Below are 18,067 nucleotides of genomic sequence, written 5' to 3'. Positions count from 1 at the left end.
CCAGCCGGAAGAACAGGTGGCGAGCACACGGTGGACGTGCAGAAGAAGCTCGACGAGATCGTCGAAGCGGTGGGCAGCGCCCGGTCCATGCCCATGTCGGCCTCGTGCGTGGTCAACCGCGCCGATCTGCTCTCGATGCTCGAAGAGGTGCGCCAGGCTCTGCCCGGCTCGCTCGCGCAGGCCCAGGAGCTGATCGGCGGCCACGAGCAGATGACCGAGCAGGCCCGCCAGGAGGCCGAGCGGATCATCGAGTCCGCACACGCCGAGCGCGCTTCGCTCATCTCCGACACCGAGGTCGCCCGCCGTTCCCAGGAGGAGGCCGACCGGATCCTCGGCGAGGCCCGCCGGGACGCCGAGGAGATCCGCGCCGAGGCCGACGAGTACGTCGACTCCAAGCTCGCGAACTTCGAGGTCGTCCTCACCAAGACCCTCGGGTCCGTCGACCGTGGCCGCGAGAAGCTGCTCGGCCGGGGCCCCGGCCTCGACGACCAGGGGTACGCCGACGAGGAGGCGCCCGAGCGCAGCCACGACCCGGAGACCCTCAGGCAGCGCGCGGACGAGTACGTCGACACCAAGCTCGGCGCCTTCGAGGCCGTCCTCTCGAAGACCCTCGAAGCGGTCGGCCGGGGCCGGCAGAAGCTGCACGGGCGGGTGGCCTCGGACGAGCTCGGCGCGCACATGGTGGCCCAGGACGAGGCCGGAGCGCAGCACAGCAGCGACGCCGACTTCCTCGCCGACCTGGCCGAGCCGCAGTCCCTCGTACCGGCCGGCGGGCACCAGCAGGCCCCGCAGATCCCCGCGCAGCAGCCGTACGACCCGTACGCCTACCAGCAGCAGCCACAGCAGCAGGACCCCTACGCGTACCAGCAGCCCCAGGACCCGTACGCCGCCCAGCAGCCGGATCCGTACGGCTACCAGCAGGACCCCTACGCGTACCAGCAGCAGGGCTACGACCAGGGCCAGGGGCAGGGCCAGGACTACGGTCACCAGCAGCAGGGGCACGTCCCCCAGCAGCAGGGCGCGCTCGACGAGACGAGCCTGTTCGACACGAGCATGATCGACCTCGATCAGCTGCGGGAGTACGAACAGGGGCGCTAGGCCGCCGATTGGGCGCTGGGCGAAGCGTCAAGTATCCTGGCTCTTCGGTCGCGCGTATGCCCGCGATCACGGCTGCCCGCTTCGCGTTCCGCGACGGCGACACGGCGGCCCACCACAGCGAACCGAAAGCAGGAAGACCCCTGAACGCCCACCTCGACCACCGCAACCCCCTCGTGTTCGACACGCACGAGCTGGGTCGGCGTCCCGGTGCGCTCCAGCGGCTGACCCGCTCGGTGGGCGCCCCCAAGGACCTCGGTCTCGACGGGGTCATCGGAGTGCCCGAGGGCGCGCCGGTCAATCTCAGGCTCCGCCTCGAATCCGTCATGGAAGGGGTGCTTGTCACAGGCACCGCCCGTGCGACGGCCGAGGGGGAGTGCGTAAGGTGTCTGGAGCCGCTGGAGCTGGACGTTGCAGCGGACTTCCAGGAGATGTTCTCGTACCCTGCCGCCGATGACCGTGGCCGCTCAAAAGCGGAACCGGCCGACGACGACGAGGACGACGAGGACACGCTCTACCTCGAGGACGGTCTGTTCGACCTCGAGTCCGTGCTGCGTGATGCGGTAGTGCTCGCACTGCCGATGCAGCCGGTGTGCCGGGAGGACTGCCCCGGCCTGTGCCCGCAGTGCGGGATCAGGCTGGACGAGAACCCCGATCACAACCATGACGCCGTCGACATTCGATGGGCGGCACTGCAAGGACTCGCCGGGACCAACCAGGACGGCGAGAAGGACAACATTGGCGACGCCGCCGAGTCGGGCGTCGACGAGAAGCAGGAGAAGTAGCCGTGGCTGTTCCGAAGCGGAAGATGTCGCGCAGCAACACGCGCCACCGCCGGTCGCAGTGGAAGGCTGCGGTCCCCACCCTGGTTTCGTGTGAGCGTTGCCAGGAGCCGAAGCTCCAGCACATCGCGTGCCCGAGCTGCGGCACGTACAACAAGCGCCAGGTCCTCGAGGTCTGAGCGGCTGGTGAGAGGCACGATGTCTGACGCCAAGGCGGACAACGCCAAGAAGCCGGCGGAGAACACGGCCTCGTCCCACACGCTTCTGGAAGGGCGGCTCGGGTATCAGCTCGAGTCCGCCCTTCTGGTGCGCGCGCTGACCCACCGTTCGTACGCGTACGAGAACGGCGGCCTGCCCACCAACGAGCGTCTGGAGTTCCTCGGGGACTCCGTGCTCGGGCTGGTGGTCACGGACACGCTGTACCGGACCCACCCCGATCTGCCGGAAGGCCAGCTGGCCAAACTGCGGGCCGCGGTGGTCAATTCTCGTGCACTGGCGGAGGTGGGCCGCGGCCTCGAACTCGGCTCCTTCATCCGGCTCGGCCGGGGCGAAGAGGGCACGGGTGGCAGGGACAAGGCATCCATCCTCGCCGACACCCTCGAAGCGGTGATCGGCGCGGTCTATCTCGACCAGGGTCTCGGAGCCGCATCGGAACTGGTGCACCGGCTCTTCGACCCGCTGATCGAGAAGTCTTCGAGCCTCGGTGCGGGCCTGGACTGGAAGACCAGTCTCCAGGAGCTCACCGCGAGCGAGGGCCTCGGTGTTCCCGAGTACCTCGTGTCGGAGACCGGACCCGACCACGAGAAGACCTTCACTGCTGCTGCCCGCGTCGGTGGTGTCTCGTACGGCACCGGCACCGGCCGCAGCAAGAAGGAAGCGGAACAGCAGGCGGCGGAGTCCGCGTGGCGCGCGATTCGCGCGGACGCGGACGAGCGCGCGGCGGCGGCCGAAGCCACCGCCGCGGCGACGCCGGTCAAGGCCACGGCCGACGACGTGACGTCGTCGGCCCAGCCCACCGCCTGAGCCAGCCGGCACGGCTCGCTGTGCCCCCTGCCGGACTCCGGCAGGGGGCACAGCGGTATGCTGCGAACGTGCCCGAGCTGCCCGAAGTCGAAGTCGTGCGCCGCGGGTTGGAGCGCTGGGTCACCGGCCGCACCGTCTCCGAGGTGCAGGTCCTGCACCCCCGGGCGGTACGCCGCCACCTCGCCGGCGGTGAGGACTTCGCCGTACGCCTCAAGGGGCACCGCATCGGGGCCGCGCGCCGCCGCGGCAAGTACCTGTGGCTGCCGCTGGAGGACACCGCCGCCTCCGTACTCGGCCACCTCGGGATGAGCGGCCAGCTGCTGGTGCAGCCGGAAACCGTCCCCGACGAGAAGCACCTGCGCATCCGGGTGCGCTTCGACGACGCCCTCGGTACGGAGCTGCGCTTCGTCGACCAGCGCACCTTCGGCGGGCTGTCGCTGCACGACAACGCGCCCGACGGGCTTCCCGACGTCATCGCGCACATCGCGCGGGACCCGCTGGACCCGCTCTTCGACGACGACGCGTTCTGCGCGGCGCTGCGCCTGCGACGTACGACCGTCAAGCGCGCCCTGCTCGACCAGTCGCTGATCAGCGGCGTCGGCAACATCTACGCGGACGAGGCTCTGTGGCGCGCGCGGCTGCACTACGACCGCCCCACCGCGACCCTCACGCGCCCCCGCGCGGCCGAGCTGCTCGGCCACGCGCGCGACGTCATGAACGCCGCGCTCGCCGTCGGCGGGACCAGCTTCGACAGCCTGTACGTCAACGTGAACGGCGAATCGGGCTACTTCGAGCGGTCCCTGGACGCGTACGGGCGTGAGGACGAGCCCTGCCGGCGCTGCGGCACGGCGATGCGCCGGCGCCCCTGGATGAATCGCTCCAGCTGCTTCTGCCCGCGCTGCCAGCGCCCGCCCGTCTCCCGCCGCCGCCCTCTGTAGAGCTAGGCGCGCGCTCCCGGGTCGCCGTGCTTCTCGTCGTAGCGCGACCGCGCCGTCAGCACCTCCGGCATGCGCCCCTCCACCAGCTCGATGAGGGCGAGCAGCCGTTCTCCGATCTCCTGCCCCAGGGGCGTCAGCTCGTAGTCCACGCGCGGCGGGTTGGTCGGCTGTGCCTGCCGGCTGACGAGCCCGTCGCGCTCCAGCGCGTGCAGCGTCTGGGACAGCATCTTCTCGCTCACCCCGTCGACCCGGCGGCGCAGCTCGTTGAAGCGCAGGGTGCCGCCCTCGCGCAGGGCGCCGATCGTCAGGCTGCCCCAGCGTCCCGTCACGTCCTCCAGCGTGCCCCGCGACGGGCAGAGCCGGGAGAACACGTCGAAGTCGAAGTCGCCGCAAATCTGCTGCCCTGTGCTGTCCATGGGGCCAGCATACTCCGGGGTAGCGCTAACCAGCAGGTTGCGCTTTCTGAAAGTTAGTGCTTTTCTTCTGGTGTCCGCCATTGAGCAGAAGCGCCGACGAGGAGACCGTCACCGTGACCACCCCCGCTGTTCAGCCCGTTGTCTCGATCGCCTACCACTCCGGCTTCGGCCACACGGCCGTCATCGCCGAGGCCGTCCGCGCCGGTGCCGCCGACGTCGGCGCCATCGTCCACCTGATCAACGTCGACGGGATCACCGACGACCAGTGGGAGCTGCTCGACGTCTCCGACGCGATCGTCTTCGGCTCGCCCACCTACATGGGGACGGCGTCCGGCGCCTTCCACCGGTTCGCCGAGGAGACCTCCAAGCGCTGGTTCACCGGGGCCTGGCACGACAAGCTCGCCGCGGGCTTCACCAACAGCGGCTCGAAGAGCGGCGACAAGCTGCACACGCTCCAGTACTTCCAGACGCTGGCCGCCCAGCACGCCATGCATTGGGTGAACCTCGGTCTCAAGCCCGGCTGGAACTCGACCGAGGGCTCCGAGAACGACCTCAACCGTCTCGGCTTCTTCTCCGGCGCCGGCGCCCAGACCAACTCGGACGAGGGTCCCGAGGGCGTGCACAAGGCGGACATCGCCACCGCCGAGCACCTCGGGCGCCGGGTCGCACAGACCGCCAGGGTCTTCACGTCGGGCCGGGAAGCCGTCACCGTCTGACCCCGCGAGCAATGCGCCGATGCGCGAAAGCAAAGGCCCCCGTCGTCGTGGACGGGGGCCTTCGTGCTGTGCGGGTGCCGGCTCGGCAGCGGGATCAGAAGCCGAAGAAGTGACGCGGGGCCTCGCTGACCTGGGGCCTCTTGAGCGACCAACGCTGTGACCTGTGGCTTATCCGTCGATGGTTGTCAACGTTGGTCGTCTTCGGCTGCTCTCGGACGGCCCGGCGACGGCCCGGAATTCCCAGACATGATCGAACCCATTCGGACCGGCTCCCGTGCGTGAGCACCTGCGAGACCTCATGGTGGACGGCATGACTCAGCTTCGTGTGACGGCGTTGATGGAAGACGGCCAGACCGTGCAGGTAACTGCCATCACAGCGTTCCAGCACCAGGACCCGTGGACCACGCTGGAGCCGGGACAGGGAGGGAGTGAAGACGAGATCCGCAAAGGGCTTGCTGAGAAGCTGAGGGCTTACCTGGAAGAGCATGTGGGGCGGGCGCTTGTGCTGCGTGGGCCCGACTCGGTGATCGTCTGTCCGCCCGGCCAAATCCCCTACTTCCGGGTACGTTAGCTCGGTTGCTGAGGCAGCCAACCGGCCCAAGGTGCCACCTTCTGATCCGTAGCTCTAGCAAGATCGGTCACTTGAGGTCATACAGGCCGCCCGGAAGTCCCTGAGGGCCTGTACTGGGTGCTGCCGGTTGCTGGGGTTGCTGTACTTCGCTGCGGTACAGCAACTGCCCGAGGGCTCCGGAGATGTAGTGGCATTCGGCCGTTGATCCCGGCTCCGCTGAGAAGGCCGTTCAGCTCTCATACCAGCCTGAGGCCCTTACGCGTCAGAGCCTCCGGCCGTATGTTCTCTCCTGACAGATACATGATAGGCGGGGGCATGTCAGGACAATTGTTCACCTTGATCGGTGTGCTCGTCGGCGCGGTTGCGTCGTACGTCGGTGGAGCCCTGATGGAGAGATCTCGGTGGCGGCGCCAACTTTCCACACGGTGGGACGAACGTCGCCTGGAGTGCTATCTCCGGTTTGCCGACGCGGTCAAGAGGTTCACCTCGCTGGCAGGTCGTCTGGCTGCAGGCAAGGGACTCTTCGACCTGCCTCAGCCACTCGCCAGGGAGGCCGGCCTGGAGCTGCTGGCCGAAGCTGAGCTTGAGCGTGGCTATGCGTTCGAAGCCGTGCTCCTTATGGGAGACGCGGAATCCATCTCGGCAGCCAGATCGCTACAGCGGCATGCCTGGGTACTGGAACAGTTCGTTCGAGACATGCGCCCAGGTACGTCAGACGACTGGATGAGGGCGTTCCGGGAGTTTCAGGAGAAGCGTGATGAGTTCTACATTGCCGCACGCAACAGCCTCGGCGTCCATGCAAAGTTCCGGCTGCGATCCGAAGATCCAGCCATCCTCAGCCCGGACGCCCGCCATTTGTAGCCACGTCTGGCCGGCGAACAGCGCTCTTTCCAACTGTGGTGGTGGGTGGTGGGCTGCGCACAGGGCCGTTCGCCTGCGTTCATGGGCGGCTAGTCACCGGTGTTGGGAGCGCTGCACGTCCCGTCTGAACGGCCCTGAACGGGGCTGAATGAGAAGGAAACCGAGACGGCCGCCCTTGATCCTAGAGCTGGCCTCGCCACCAGGGCGCGTCCAGGCTGTCAGCCGGGATGACCTTGGCCCTTGCCAGAATCTTCTCATCGAGGGTCCGCACAAGGGCGCGCAACTCACGTGCGCTCTTCCTGGGCAGCGCGTGAAGCACGGCTTCGAGGTGCTCACGGAAGCCGGCGCCGTAGCACCCACACTCAGGAATGCCGCAATCAGGACCTAAGAGTGGATCTACAAGTTGTCTGACGGGGCCATGGGCAAAGGCCTGCCAGTGCCAGAACGCTTCCTCTGTGGCCTCGGGCCAGAAGCGGGTCCGCTCCAAGCGGCGCAGGTCGGCTGTGCAAGACCCCGAAAGGCGATCTATGAGCGGGTACCGTCGCTGTCGCAGAAGGTGGATGGGGAACTCGCCCCGGAGGGCTGAGGGGCGCCTACGCGGCATTGCCCCTTCGGTTGTAGGTCATGGGGGCAAGCTACAGAACCAGTTGTCAGGTGGCTACCGCATATCTGGGGCGACGACTAAGGAGAGCATCCGCCCGATCAGCTCGCCCCCAACTCCCATCCCGTCTGCCGTCGACCCACACACCGTGGAGCAGGCGCGGTGCCGGGCGTCCAGGTGGAGCGCGCCACTGTACGAACGACCTGGACGCCCGGTGCCGTGTCTGCTCGGCTTGTCCTGGGTCGATGGCGGACGGGATGGGAGTTCCCCACCGCCACACCCCACCGGCCGACACCCGCGTGCGGCGCCCCCGCCATCCCGGAGCCGGAGCGCCCCCGCCGGAGGCATGTCGGTGAGGGAGAGGGAACCGCGGCGCCGGTTGGGGGCTCGGCTCATGCCCTCGGGCCTGTCCCACTCGCAGGGGCGGGCGTCGGCGCAGCGCGCGCGGAGCGGGCCGAAGGCAGGAGCGTCGCGCGGAGCGGAGCCGGGAAGCCCGCCCGGCGGAGCGGAACGCGGAGCCGGGTGCTTGATGAAGTAGGGAAACTCTTACCGCGCTTGGATCAGGTGCTTGCCGTCATGGCTCCGGACATGGGGCCCGCCCCCGTCGAGAGCGTCGAGCAGCCGGATCGCGTAGACCTCGGCCATCCGCTCGGAGACTTCAGCGGGCGTGAGCCAATCAACTGCCGTCGACTCGGTGGAGGTTCGTTCGCTGCCTCCGGCAGGCTTGCACCTGAACACCAGGGCCACGATGCCTCGCGTCGTGTTCTTGTAGACCCCGGTCAGCTCGTCTACCTCGACCCGGATGCCGGTCTCTTCCCAGACCTCGCGGGCTACGCCCTCCTCCGGGGCCTCGGTGAGTTCGAGGACTCCGCCTGGGAGTTCCCACCTTCCGTTGTCCGCTCGGCGGATCGCCAGGAGTCGCCCGTCCTCGCGCACCACCGCTCCCGCAACCGACACGGAGTGCAGTGGCGTTGACTGGGTCTCGCAGGCGCTGTTACTCATATACAGGAGCATAGGAGAGTGAGAAGGACTATGGGAACAGCGGTAGGAGGTGGCAGGGCCGTACCTCGATACGTTCAGATCGCCGAAGAGATCATTCAACAGATCCGGGCGGGTGTCCTCAAGCCTGGTGACATGGTGCCGAGTGAGTCGGAGCTCGTTGAGCGCTACGGCGTCTCCGGCGGAACGATCCGCAAGGCAATGGTGGAAGTCCGGGCGAGCGGCCTGGTGGACACCCGCCACGGCAAGGGCTCGATCGTGAAGGACCGCCCGCCCGTGCGGCTGCGCTCCTCGGACCGCTTCCGGGCATCGCATCGCCGGGGCGGGAAGGCCGCGTACCTCGCCGAGTCTGCGCAGTCCGGAGCCACGGCCAAGGTGAGCGTCCTCTACATCGGCCCAATGGAGGCCCCGGAGGAGATCGGCGAACGGCTCGGGATTCCGGCCGGCACTCAGGTCCTCGCCCGGCGGCGGCTCTACTTCCGTAACGGTGTCCCGGTGGAGACGGCCACCTCGTACCTGCCCTGGGACGTGGTCAAGGACATCCCCGAACTGTTCGCCGAGAACCCTGGCCCCGGCGGAATCTACGCCCGGCTGGAGGACGACGGCCACACCTTCGCCGAGTTCGTTGAGACGCTGCAAGCGCGCCCGGCCGCCAAGGCTGAGGCATCCGAACTGGCGCTGAGCCCCGGCGCACCCGTCGTTCACCTGATCCGTGACGCGGTCACCGACGCCGGTCGCGTAGTGGAGGTGTGCGACACGCTCATGGCTGCTGACCAGTTCGTTTTCAGCTACCGCATCCCTGCTGCCGACTGACGCTCGCTCAACTCCCCTCAACCCGCCGCGATTTCTTCTTCGCAGCGGGTTGACTCATGTATAGGAGTCAGGCACTCTTCTCAATGTCACTCATGTACATGAGTGGCGGAGTCCAACCCCTCTACAGGAGTGATCTAGATGCGTCAGATTCCCGTCGACACTTCCGCCGCCATGGTGATGGTGGCCCAGCCGCCGCAGCCCAAGGTCAAAGACCGTCGCACCGGTGAGCTCGCCCTGGATGTCGAGACCGGTGCCCAGTTGATGACGGTGGGCGTGCTGTTCGCCGCCAACGGTGAGGCTGAGGTCCTGGCCGTCACGGTTCCTCAGCCGGGCGTCACCGGTGAGTTGGTCATGGGTAGCCCGGTCGCGCTGACCGGCCTGACGGCCCGCCCGTGGGAACGAGACGGTCGTCACGGGATCGCGTTCCGCGCCGTCGCCGTCACGTCGCTGGCTGAGGGCGCTTCGAAGTCGAAGGCTGCTTGATCATGTCGTGGCTGACTGCGTTACTGCTGCTGGTCGTTGTCGCTGCGGGTCTCCTGCGGTGGCAGCGCCCGGCCTGGTACTGGCTGACCTTCGGGGTCACCTTCGCCGCGCTGCGGGTCCTGGTCCGCTACGCCTCGGTCATGGACGCCTGCGGACTGACTGTCCCGCCCTCACGCTGGCGTCTCCACCTGGCCCGGGCAACCCACCGCCCGGCACCCGAAAGTCGCCCGCCGCAGATCCTGCGGCTTCGCCCCACACGCACCGGCCTGGTCCTGCGGATCAAGCTTCGCCCCGGTCAGGACGCGTTCGATGTGGCTGCGGCCACGGACCGGCTACGCCACTCGTTCGCCATGTACGGCGTCACCTCCCGCGAACTGCGCTCCGGAATCGTCGAGTTGCGGATGACCGGCTACGACGTCCTCAAGCGGGTGCAGATGCCCGTCAAGGTCGACCGTGCCCCGATGCGGGTCCCGGTGGCGCTGCGGGAGGACGGGGCCGTGCACTACCGCGACTACCGGCAGATGCCACACGCCCTGACCCTTGGCGCCACCATGTCGGGCAAGTCGGTCTACCAACGCAACCTGGTCGCCGAACTCGCCGCACAGGATGTCGCCCTGGTCGGCATCGACTGCAAGCAGGGTGTGGAGCTGTTCCCACTGGCCCGCCGGTTCACCGCGCTCGCCGACAACCCCGACACCGCCGCCGCACTCCTCGATGCCCTGGTGACCCGCATGGAGAGCGTCTACCAACTCATACGGGCCGAGCAGCGCATCACCTCGGACGTGCCGGATGCGGAGATCGCCGCCGAGATCTGGGACCTTCCCGACCACCTACGCCCCACCCCGATCGTCGTCCTCGTCGATGAGGTCGCCGAGCTGGCCCTGTTCGCGTCCAAGGAGGAGGAGAAGCGCAGGGACCGGATCATCACCTCCCTGGTTCGCCTCGCCCAGCTCGGACGCGCGGCCGGCATCCATCTGGAGATCTGCGGACAGCGCTTCGGCTCCGAACTCGGCAAGGGCATCACCATGCTCCGCGCCCAGCTCACCGACCGCACCGCCCACCGCGTCAACGACGAGACCTCGGCCAACATGGCCTTCGGCGACATCTCCCCGGACGCCGTACTCGCCGCGATCCAGATCCCCACCGACGCCCCCGGCCTCGCCGTCACCGGCGACTCCACCGGCGGATGGGCCCGCATCCGCGCACCGCACACCACGCTGCGCCAGGCCGTCAACGCCTGCAACCGGCACGCCGACCGCACCCCGGACGTGCCCGAACTCGCGGCCTTCAGGCCCGTGCTCCCGCACTTGGCCCTGACCCCCACCCCGGCCATCGAGACGACCCCGGCTACAGCCTGATCAACCCCCGCTTTATCGGTCGGCGTGACCCCATCACGCCAGGTCCCTACCCGCTCCATGCCTGATCCCGGAAGGAGCACCACCCATGACCGCACGCAAGACCACCACCGCCCGCAAGCGCCCGGCGAAGAAGTGCACGGACTGCAAGGGCACAGGCGAGATCACCGAAACCGTCCGCGTCGGCTCCGCCCGCAAGCACCGCGACACCGAAGATCGGCAGTCCGCCTTGTGCCTGGCCTGCATCGGCACCGGCCACGCCCCCACCAACTGATCACCGCCGGGACCGGGCGGCCGAAGAACCTTCCCCGCCCGGGACCCGCCTCGCGAAAGGTCACCCTCCATGCGAGCCGAGAGCGAAAGCACGGTCCGCGAAGTCCTCCAAGCCATCGACGCAGACGACCGCACCACGGCTCTCCGCGTCGCCCGCTCTGCCTACCAGGCGGCGGACGAAACGCAGCGCGCCGAACTGCTCCTCTGCCTCGGCCCGCGTGCCGCCGACGGACCGGACGACCAGTGACCAGGAAGGAGGACTCGATGTTCCGTCCCTCGATTCGCCCCGACGCTGTCCTCGTACAAGCCGTCATTGCCGGGGCTCTGTCCTTCGCTCACCTGCACGACCTGGCCGCCGCCGCAGGGCAGACCGGCTGGAAGGCGTGGGCCTACCCGATCAGCGTGGACCTGCTCTTGGTCGCGGCCTGGCGACGGCTTCGTGGTGGTGGCCGGTCCCGTCTGGCGTGGTGCTGGTTCCTGATCGCTCTGGTCGCCTCGCTCGGCGCGAACGTCGCCACCGCCGGATTCCTCGACCTGGCCAACCCCCCGGCCTGGCTGCGCTTCAGCGTCGCCGGATGGCCCGCCCTCGCATTCCTCGGCGGCACCCTCCTCGCCCACACACCCACCCCGGCCCCGGCAGCGCCGGCCGATTCGGTCCCGGCCGATGACCTCGGCCTTGAGCTGGTCGAACGTGATCAGCCTCCGGCCCCGGAAGCGGCCCCCGCCCTGCTTGCACCGCCCTCGGTTCCTTCGGTTCCGCCCGCGCTGGTGGAGCACGCCCGCAAGGTCGCCGACGACCACCGCACCCGCACAGGCTCCGAGATCGACCCCGACACCCTGCGCGCCCGCCTCGGTGTCCCCGCGCCGATGGCCGACGCCATCGCCGCCCAACTCGCCTGAAAGGACTGATCACCGATGCGTGGAAGTGACCCGACCCGAGACGAATACCTCGCCGCTGCCCGCGAGATGGCCGACACCGGCCGCCCGACCCTGGCCCGCCTACTCGCCGAGGAAGCCGCCGACCGCACCGCCGACCCGGCTGAGGCGGCCCGCATCCTCAGTGACCACCCCGGCCCCAGCCTGCGAACGGAGAACTGATCTCCATGCCTTCTCGCGACTTCTTTCACTCCGTGATGCGGATCGGGCCGGTGCAGATCGGCACGCACCGCGACCGCAACGGCCGCACCAAGCACGCCGCCGTCTGCACCTCCGACCGCTGCGGCTGGTCCGCCGACTTCTCCAGCCAGTCCGCCGCCCAGCTCGCCGCCCGCACCCACCGCTGCCGGGTCCGCTGATGGACGTCCCGCTCTGGATCGCCCTGATCGCCGTCGGCTACCTCGGCATCAAGCTCATCCGCCCGCCGCTGTGGCTCGTGGTCGTGCTCTTGCTCGGCGGCTACCTCCTCGCCGACAGCCTGCTCGCCCCCGTCATCGACACCGCCATCAAGTAACCCGCTGAAAGGAGCACCACCGATGTTCAAGCCCAAGTACCCGGCCCCCGACACCTACACCGCGCCCCGTGCACCCGCCGCCCCGGCCTCGGCCCCCGTGCAGCACACGGTGCCCGCCCCGGCCCCGGTGCCCACCCGCCCGGCTCCGGCAGTACAGCTCACCCCCGGCGCGCTGGTCGCCCTCGTCGGCGGTGGCCTCACGGCCGTGCTCGTCGTCGGCGCCGTGCTGGTCTCCATGCTCCTCGCAGTCGCCATCACCGCCGTGTCCGTCGCGGTCTGCGCCGTCGTCCTGCGCTCGCTCCTGCACTCCAGCCACCTGCACCGCTGACCGGCCCCCGGGGCGGCCTCTACCGCCAAGTTTCGTCCGCCCCGGGAGCCGTGCCCCTGCCCGAACCACTGATCCGGAAGGAACCACCCATCATGGCCCACCGCCCGACCACCACGGCCCGCATCTGCCCGGACTGCGACGGGTTCGCCTCCGCCGCCATCACCCTCGGCGGACGCGACCGCACCGGCAACCGGCGCACCATCACCGCGCACTGCCCGACCTGCCACGGCACCGGCACCCGCCCCGCCTCCTCCCGCGCGACGGCCGGAAGCCGCGCATGACCGAGACCCTCACCGGTCTGGACCCGGCCACCCTGGGGGACATCCTCAAGGTGGCCGGGTCCCCCGGCTTCGACCGCTGGCAAGACCAGATCCGCCGCACCGGCGGCTGCGCCAACCCCATCCACCTCACCGGCTGGACCCTCGCCAAGGACAAGACCACCGGCGAGACCCTCCGCCACTACACGACCGAGCACGAGCCCGGCGGACGGCTACGGGTCGCCTGCGGCAACCGGCGCGCCTCACGCTGCCCGGCCTGCGCCTGGACCTACGCCGGAGACACCTACCACCTGATCCGCGCCGGACTCGCCGGAGACGACACCAAGGACATTCCCGCGACCGTGCGCGAACACCCCCGGGTCTTCACCACCCTCACCGCCCCCTCCTTCGGACCCGTCCACAACCAGCCCTCCAACGGCCGCTGCCGCTGCGGCACCAACCACCCGGACGATGACCCGATCCTCGGCACAGCCCTCGACCCGGCAACCTACGACTACGCGGGCACGGTGCTCTTCAACAACCACGCCGGAGAACTCTGGCAGCGCTTCACCACCCGGCTCCGCCGGGAGATCGCCACCCGCGCCGGACTCACCCAACGCGAGCTGACGGAAGCCGCGCGCGTCTCGTACGGCAAAGTCGCCGAATTCCAGAAGCGCGGAGCGATCCACTTCCATGCCGTGATCCGTCTCGACGGACCCGACGGACCCGAGAGTGCCCCGCCCTCGTGGGCCTCCGTGACCCTGCTGACCGACGCGATACGCGCTGCCGCCGTCCACGCGTACACGACGGTGACCGTGCCCGCCGCCGACGGGCAGCCGCGCCGGCCTTTTCGCTGGGGCACCCAACTCGACGTTCGCCCCATCCGCGCCTTCGACGACGGAGCTGACATCACCGAGCAGGCCGTTGCCTCCTACGTCGCCAAGTACGCGACCAAGGCAGCCGAGAACACCGGGGCGACCGACACGGCCGTGCACTGCCGCAAATGCCGCGGAACTGGCCTCTCCGACCGCTACAACCGCCCCGGCTCCGCACTGAGCCGCTGCGCCCGCTGCCACGGATCCGGCCTCGGCGAGGACCTCGCCCAGTTACCCATCACGGAGCACGCCCGCCGCCTCATGGGGGCCTGCGCCGCGTTGCAACCCCTCTACCCAGACCGCGCCCTCACCCGTTGGGCCCACATGCTCGGCTTTCGCGGTCACTTTTCGTCCAAGTCCCGCCGCTACTCCACCACCCTCGGCGCCCTGCGCCAGATCCGCGCCGACTACCGCGCCGCCCAAGAACGCGAAGCACTCGGACTCGACGACCGCGAGCCGGACACCGTACTCGTCCTCGCCGACTGGCAGTACGCCGGCCACGGCCACACCCCCGGCGAATCCGCCCTCGCCGCTTCGATCGCCCGGGACCTACAGCTCAACCGCGAAACCGCCCGCGAAGCACTCGCGACCATGCCTGCTTCCGACGTGGAGGCGTGGGCATGAAGCGACCGCTTCCCGATCGCTACCTGACACCGCTCGACCTGGCCGACCTCCTCGGCGTCCCTGTCGAGACGGTCTACCAGTGGCGCCGGAAGGACACCGGGCCCCGCGGCTTCCGTGTCGGCCGACACCTCCGCTACGACCCGGAAGACGTACGCGCCTGGGTCTCCACCCTCATGGAAGAGGCTGCCTGATGGCTGGACACGTTCAAGACCGCTGGTACAAGAGCGAGCCGGGGCCGGACGGCAAGCCCGCCAGAGTCAAGACCGACCGCTTCGGCGTCGGCCTGCGCTACCGCGCCCGGTACGTCGCTCCGGATGGCACGGAGAAGAGCAAGGCATTCCCTGACAAGCAGAAGCGCAAGGCGGATGCCTGGCTAGCCACCATCGAAGCCGACATGACGCGGGGCGACTACATCGATCCGCAGGCGGGAAAGGTCACGTTTCGGCAGTACGTGGCGGGCTGGCTGAAGACACAGACCACGGACCCGGCGACGCGGGCCGCCGTCGATATGCGGCTTCGCCTGCACGCTGTCCCTTACTTGGGCTCGCGCACCATGGGGGCTATCCAGCCCTCGCACCTGCGGCTCTGGATGCGGCAGATGGAGGACGCCGGACTCTCGGCTGGCTACCGGCGTGTGATCTTCGCGCACGTTTCGACCGTCTTCACCGCTGCTGCGGAAGACCGCTTAATCAAGGACAACCCGTGCCGTGCCCGCTCGGTCAAGGCTCCTCGGCTGGACCCTCGTAAGACCAAGCCTTGGACGTACGAACGCGTGATGAGCGTTCGCTCGGAGCTCCCCGACCGCTACTGCGAGATGATCGAGGTTGCCGCCGGATGTGGGCTGCGACAGGGGGAAGTCTTCGGGCTCGCTGTCGAAGATGTCGACTTCCTCGGTGGCGTCGTGCACGCCGTTCGGCAAGTCAAGCTGCTCGGCAGTCGCGCGGTCTTCGCCCCGCCCAAGGGTGGCAAGGAGCGTGACGTACCGCTTCCCGAGTCGGTGGCCTTCGCGCTTGCGGCTCACATCACTCGGCACCAGCCCACTGAGGTCACGCTGCCGTGGAAGACCGTGGACGGGCCGCCGGTGACGGCAACGCTCATCTTCGTCAGCGCTGAAGGGCTGGCGCTGAACCGGAACCGCTTCAACGATCGCGTCTGGCGTCCCGCCCTGCGTTCGGCCGGCATAACGACCGGACGCGAGAACGGCATGCACGCGCTGCGGCACTTCTACGCCTCGGTCCTCCTGGACGCGGGGGAGAGCATCAAGGCACTGAGCGAATACCTGGGACACCACGATCCGGGCTACACCCTCCGGACGTACACGCACCTGATGCCGAGCAGCGAGACCCGGACGCGGGCAGCCGTTGATGGGGTCTTCGCTCACCAAACTCGGGCCGCCGACGGCCCTGACACGGCCCGAGCGTCAGACTAGGTCGCTGACCTGCGGAAATCTCAGAAGCCGAAGTTCTGAGTCCACCAGGGGCCGCCGGGCGCCATGTGCACGCCGACGCCGAGGGTCTTGAATTCGCAGTTCAGTATGTTCGCCCGGTGGCCTTCGCTGTTCATCCAGGCGTCCATCACCGCCTGTGCGTCGGCCTGGCCCCGGGCGATGTTCTCGCCGCCCAGGCCCGCTATGCCCGCCTTCTCGGCGCGGTCCCACGGGCTCGCCCCGTCCGGGTCGGTGTGGTCGAAGAAGCCGCGAGCGGCCATGTCCTCGCTGAAGTCCCCGGCCAGCGCGGCCAGTGACCGGTCGGCCCGTACCGGCGAGCAGCCGGCCGTCGCCCGCTCCTGGTTCACCAGGGCCAGGACGGCCGCCTCGGCGGTGGCCTCGGCGCCGGAGCCGACCGCGTTGCCGGGCTGGGGAGCCTTCGTGGTGGGGGCCGGTACGACGCGTTCGGGCTTCGCCGTCTTCGGCGGCGCGGCCGGCTTCTCCGTGCGCTCGGCCGGGGCCGTCTTCCGCTCGGAAGGCTTCGCCGAGGGCTTGGCGGACGGCTTCTCGGCGGACTTGGACGGCTCGGCGGGCTTGGAGGGCTTCGCGGAAGGAGCCTTCGACGGCGCGTCGGGCCGTCCGGTGTCCTCGGCCGCCGGAGTCGTCGCGCGGTCCGTGGGCCGCACGGTGCCGCCGCCCTGCGTTTCGAGTCCGGCCGGGCCCTCGGCGCTCACCCGGTCACCCGAGCCGCCGCTGAAGGAGTAGTTCTCCCCGCCGGGAACGAGCCCGGAGGTGACGGCGACGGCGCCCATGGCCACTGCGGCGGAGACGCCGAGCAGGCCCGTGCGTACGGGTGCGGCCCGCTTCTTCCGGCGGCGCGCGCCACCCTGGTACCGGCCTGCCGGTGCGTCCGCGTGGTCTGCTGCTACGGGTCCGGCGGCGGAGCGACGATGGCGTCCCATCTGCTGTGCCTTCCTCATGCTTGCTCGACGTGGTCAACGTCAATGCGCCTCACCCGAACGAGTGAGGCCCTTTATTTCGTCGGGACTGTACGCCATGACGCGTGGGGGCGAAGTGCCCCGTGAGCTATTGGCCGGTTAGCGTGCGCTCATGAACGAAGATGTACGGCTCACCGCCTGGGTGCGCGGCCGAGTACAGGGAGTGGGCTTCCGCTGGTTCACCAGGGCAAACGCGCTGGAGATCGGAGCCCTCGCCGGCTTCGCCCTCAATCTGGACGATGGCCGTGTGCAGGTTGTGGCAGAGGGGCCGCGTGAGAATTGCCACCGTCTCCTGGAATGGCTGCGCTCGGACGACACTCCCGGGCGGGTCGACGGTGTGACGGAGATCTGGGGCACACCGCGCGGCGGTTATACGGGCTTCGCCATCCGGTGATCATTCGCGTCGCGGGGGCGCCTCCGGCGCATTCCGCGGATGCCCGTGGCGGGCGCCTGGGACAGAAACAACCTGGTGGTTGCCAAGAAACGCTTGTCGTGGAAAGCTGCCGAGGTACGGATGATCTCTACGCCCCCAGGGCCCCGCAGAAGAGGCGGCACCGCGCATTCCGCGGCTGCGCGCCCCCGGGCTGCCCCGCGATACGGGGCGTGATCGTGTTGACCGTCAAACTTTTTGGTGAGACTCTGGAAGCCCCGCGCACCTTAGCTGTTTGGCATTGAGAACAACAGAGATGACAAGCACCGCGGGTGCGATTCCCTCACGACCCACCACCGCTTCGGTCGGTCACTCAGTGTGGAGGACCATCCATCATGGCAAAGGCGCTTCTCGGTTACGTCGGCGGCTCCGACCCGCGACTCCTCGCCGAGATGCGACGGCTTCAGCAGCGCGTCCAGGATCTTGAGTCCGAGCTCAACCGGATTCAGTCCGAGAACGACGCGCTGAGCGCCGCCGCTCACCACCGCGGAGATTCGCTGCTCGACAGCATCGACATCGACGTACCCCAGGCGGAGCCTGCGCTCACCTGACACGGCTCGTAGGAGAATCCGAGCCCGTCAGGCTGTCCGTATCAGCCGCTTGAGATCTGCTCAAGATCTATCAGCAAGACATTGCAAGGGACGCTTCGGCGTCCCTTCTTTCTTTCGGCCTCTGGATAGGCCTCTTCCCTTACCGTCTGATGTGCCCTGCACGTTCATGGGTGAAACCGACGGTGAAAGGTAGAGTGCGGCG

At 68.9% G+C, this 18,067-nt stretch carries 27 protein-coding genes; 24 read left to right on the top strand and 3 right to left on the bottom strand.

The window, feature by feature from the left end; genetic code table 11:
* The first annotated feature begins 30 nt into the window (after positions 1-30).
* From AS594_RS10380 to mutM, 5 genes are all read left to right on the top strand, one after another.
* Positions 31-1,098, top strand: a complete 1,068-nt coding sequence (locus AS594_RS10380; RefSeq protein ID WP_069926741.1) for an ATP synthase F0 subunit B — start codon at positions 31-33, stop codon at positions 1,096-1,098.
* Positions 1,099-1,238: 140 nt separating this feature from the next.
* Positions 1,239-1,880: a YceD family protein gene (locus tag AS594_RS10375; protein ID WP_069930422.1), complete on the top strand. Its 642-nt coding sequence runs from the start codon at positions 1,239-1,241 to the stop codon at positions 1,878-1,880.
* A 2-nt stretch (positions 1,881-1,882) separates the two neighbouring features.
* Positions 1,883-2,056, top strand: a complete 174-nt coding sequence (gene rpmF / locus AS594_RS10370; RefSeq protein WP_003965982.1) for a 50S ribosomal protein L32 — start codon at positions 1,883-1,885, stop codon at positions 2,054-2,056.
* Positions 2,057-2,075: 19 nt separating this feature from the next.
* Entirely contained in the window at positions 2,076-2,900 is an 825-nt protein-coding gene (gene rnc / locus AS594_RS10365) for a ribonuclease III (protein WP_069926740.1), read from the top strand.
* A 68-nt stretch (positions 2,901-2,968) separates the two neighbouring features.
* On the top strand, positions 2,969-3,838 hold the full coding sequence (mutM, locus tag AS594_RS10360) for a bifunctional DNA-formamidopyrimidine glycosylase/DNA-(apurinic or apyrimidinic site) lyase (RefSeq protein WP_069926739.1): 870 nt from the start codon (positions 2,969-2,971) through the stop codon (positions 3,836-3,838).
* Between the two features lie 2 nt (positions 3,839-3,840).
* Here mutM and AS594_RS10355 read toward each other — a convergent pair whose 3' ends face one another.
* Positions 3,841-4,254, bottom strand: coding sequence for a winged helix-turn-helix transcriptional regulator (locus AS594_RS10355; RefSeq protein WP_069926738.1), 414 nt, complete (start codon positions 4,252-4,254; stop codon positions 3,841-3,843).
* 80 nt (positions 4,255-4,334) lie between these two features.
* Here AS594_RS10355 and AS594_RS10350 point away from each other — a divergent pair, with 80 nt between their 5' ends.
* The 3 genes from AS594_RS10350 to AS594_RS10340 all read left to right on the top strand — a co-directional run bounded on the left by AS594_RS10350 (position 4,335) and on the right by AS594_RS10340 (position 6,402).
* Positions 4,335-4,970, top strand: coding sequence for a flavodoxin family protein (locus AS594_RS10350; protein ID WP_240508979.1), 636 nt, complete (start codon positions 4,335-4,337; stop codon positions 4,968-4,970).
* Between the two features lie 310 nt (positions 4,971-5,280).
* Complete coding sequence (locus AS594_RS10345) at positions 5,281-5,541, top strand: hypothetical protein (RefSeq protein WP_141747163.1); 261 nt, start codon at positions 5,281-5,283, stop codon at positions 5,539-5,541.
* A 315-nt stretch (positions 5,542-5,856) separates the two neighbouring features.
* Entirely contained in the window at positions 5,857-6,402 is a 546-nt protein-coding gene (locus AS594_RS10340) for a hypothetical protein (protein ID WP_069926736.1), read from the top strand.
* A gap of 1,147 nt (positions 6,403-7,549) precedes the next feature.
* Here AS594_RS10340 and AS594_RS10335 read toward each other — a convergent pair.
* Positions 7,550-8,017: an NUDIX hydrolase gene (locus tag AS594_RS10335; RefSeq protein ID WP_069933124.1), complete on the bottom strand. Its 468-nt coding sequence runs from the start codon at positions 8,015-8,017 to the stop codon at positions 7,550-7,552.
* 18 nt (positions 8,018-8,035) lie between these two features.
* Here AS594_RS10335 and AS594_RS10330 point away from each other — a divergent pair, with 18 nt between their 5' ends.
* The 14 genes from AS594_RS10330 (at position 8,036) to AS594_RS10275 (ending at position 15,889) form a co-directional block, all read left to right on the top strand.
* A complete protein-coding gene (locus tag AS594_RS10330; protein WP_069933125.1) occupies positions 8,036-8,815 on the top strand; it encodes a GntR family transcriptional regulator in 780 nt (259 codons plus the stop codon).
* Between the two features lie 138 nt (positions 8,816-8,953).
* Positions 8,954-9,298 (top strand): SCO3933 family regulatory protein, encoded by a 345-nt coding sequence (locus tag AS594_RS10325; protein ID WP_069935078.1) that lies wholly within the window; start codon positions 8,954-8,956, stop codon positions 9,296-9,298.
* 2 nt (positions 9,299-9,300) lie between these two features.
* Complete coding sequence (locus tag AS594_RS10320) at positions 9,301-10,656, top strand: FtsK/SpoIIIE domain-containing protein (RefSeq protein WP_069935077.1); 1,356 nt, start codon at positions 9,301-9,303, stop codon at positions 10,654-10,656.
* Positions 10,657-10,741: 85 nt separating this feature from the next.
* Positions 10,742-10,927 (top strand): hypothetical protein, encoded by a 186-nt coding sequence (locus tag AS594_RS10315; protein WP_069935076.1) that lies wholly within the window; start codon positions 10,742-10,744, stop codon positions 10,925-10,927.
* Positions 10,928-10,996: 69 nt separating this feature from the next.
* A complete protein-coding gene (locus tag AS594_RS44625) occupies positions 10,997-11,173 on the top strand; it encodes a hypothetical protein (RefSeq protein WP_167368012.1) in 177 nt (58 codons plus the stop codon).
* 17 nt (positions 11,174-11,190) lie between these two features.
* Positions 11,191-11,826 (top strand): DUF2637 domain-containing protein, encoded by a 636-nt coding sequence (locus AS594_RS10310; RefSeq protein WP_069935938.1) that lies wholly within the window; start codon positions 11,191-11,193, stop codon positions 11,824-11,826.
* A gap of 15 nt (positions 11,827-11,841) precedes the next feature.
* Positions 11,842-12,024 carry a hypothetical protein gene (locus AS594_RS10305; RefSeq protein ID WP_069926729.1) on the top strand — a complete coding sequence of 61 codons (183 nt, stop codon included), beginning with the start codon at positions 11,842-11,844 and terminating at the stop codon, positions 12,022-12,024.
* A gap of 5 nt (positions 12,025-12,029) precedes the next feature.
* Complete coding sequence (locus AS594_RS10300; protein WP_069933128.1) at positions 12,030-12,221, top strand: mobile element transfer protein; 192 nt, start codon at positions 12,030-12,032, stop codon at positions 12,219-12,221.
* The gene (locus AS594_RS42890; RefSeq protein ID WP_107357950.1) at positions 12,221-12,376 is read left to right on the top strand and encodes a hypothetical protein; all 156 of its coding nucleotides are present in this window, start codon (positions 12,221-12,223) and stop codon (positions 12,374-12,376) included. Before AS594_RS10300 ends, AS594_RS42890 begins: the two co-directional genes overlap by 1 nt.
* A 22-nt stretch (positions 12,377-12,398) precedes the next feature.
* The gene (locus tag AS594_RS10295; RefSeq protein WP_069933129.1) at positions 12,399-12,704 is read left to right on the top strand and encodes a hypothetical protein; all 306 of its coding nucleotides are present in this window, start codon (positions 12,399-12,401) and stop codon (positions 12,702-12,704) included.
* A 92-nt stretch (positions 12,705-12,796) separates the two neighbouring features.
* Positions 12,797-12,985 carry a hypothetical protein gene (locus tag AS594_RS10290; protein ID WP_069935075.1) on the top strand — a complete coding sequence of 63 codons (189 nt, stop codon included), beginning with the start codon at positions 12,797-12,799 and terminating at the stop codon, positions 12,983-12,985.
* Entirely contained in the window at positions 12,982-14,460 is a 1,479-nt protein-coding gene (locus tag AS594_RS10285; protein WP_069933130.1) for a replication initiator, read from the top strand. The genes AS594_RS10290 and AS594_RS10285 overlap by 4 nt, the downstream gene beginning before the upstream one ends.
* The gene (locus tag AS594_RS10280; RefSeq protein WP_069926724.1) at positions 14,457-14,651 is read left to right on the top strand and encodes a helix-turn-helix transcriptional regulator; all 195 of its coding nucleotides are present in this window, start codon (positions 14,457-14,459) and stop codon (positions 14,649-14,651) included. The genes AS594_RS10285 and AS594_RS10280 overlap by 4 nt, the downstream gene beginning before the upstream one ends.
* Positions 14,651-15,889, top strand: coding sequence for a tyrosine-type recombinase/integrase (locus AS594_RS10275; RefSeq protein ID WP_069933131.1), 1,239 nt, complete (start codon positions 14,651-14,653; stop codon positions 15,887-15,889). Before AS594_RS10280 ends, AS594_RS10275 begins: the two co-directional genes overlap by 1 nt.
* A gap of 20 nt (positions 15,890-15,909) precedes the next feature.
* Here AS594_RS10275 and AS594_RS10270 read toward each other — a convergent pair whose 3' ends face one another.
* Positions 15,910-16,848 carry a CAP domain-containing protein gene (locus AS594_RS10270; protein WP_069926722.1) on the bottom strand — a complete coding sequence of 313 codons (939 nt, stop codon included), beginning with the start codon at positions 16,846-16,848 and terminating at the stop codon, positions 15,910-15,912.
* A gap of 148 nt (positions 16,849-16,996) precedes the next feature.
* On the opposite strand from AS594_RS10270, the gene AS594_RS10265 reads away from it, so the two are divergent.
* Positions 16,997-17,278 carry an acylphosphatase gene (locus AS594_RS10265; RefSeq protein ID WP_069926721.1) on the top strand — a complete coding sequence of 94 codons (282 nt, stop codon included), beginning with the start codon at positions 16,997-16,999 and terminating at the stop codon, positions 17,276-17,278.
* A gap of 371 nt (positions 17,279-17,649) precedes the next feature.
* Positions 17,650-17,865, top strand: coding sequence for a hypothetical protein (locus tag AS594_RS10260; protein WP_028814575.1), 216 nt, complete (start codon positions 17,650-17,652; stop codon positions 17,863-17,865).
* Positions 17,866-18,067 lie beyond the last annotated feature (202 nt).

This window comes from Streptomyces agglomeratus (assembly GCF_001746415.1).
In the GTDB taxonomy this organism is placed as follows: Bacteria; Actinomycetota; Actinomycetes; order Streptomycetales; family Streptomycetaceae; genus Streptomyces; species Streptomyces agglomeratus.
The sequence above is the reverse complement of the archived record's forward strand: the minus strand, read 5'-3'. Positions and strand labels throughout refer to the sequence as shown.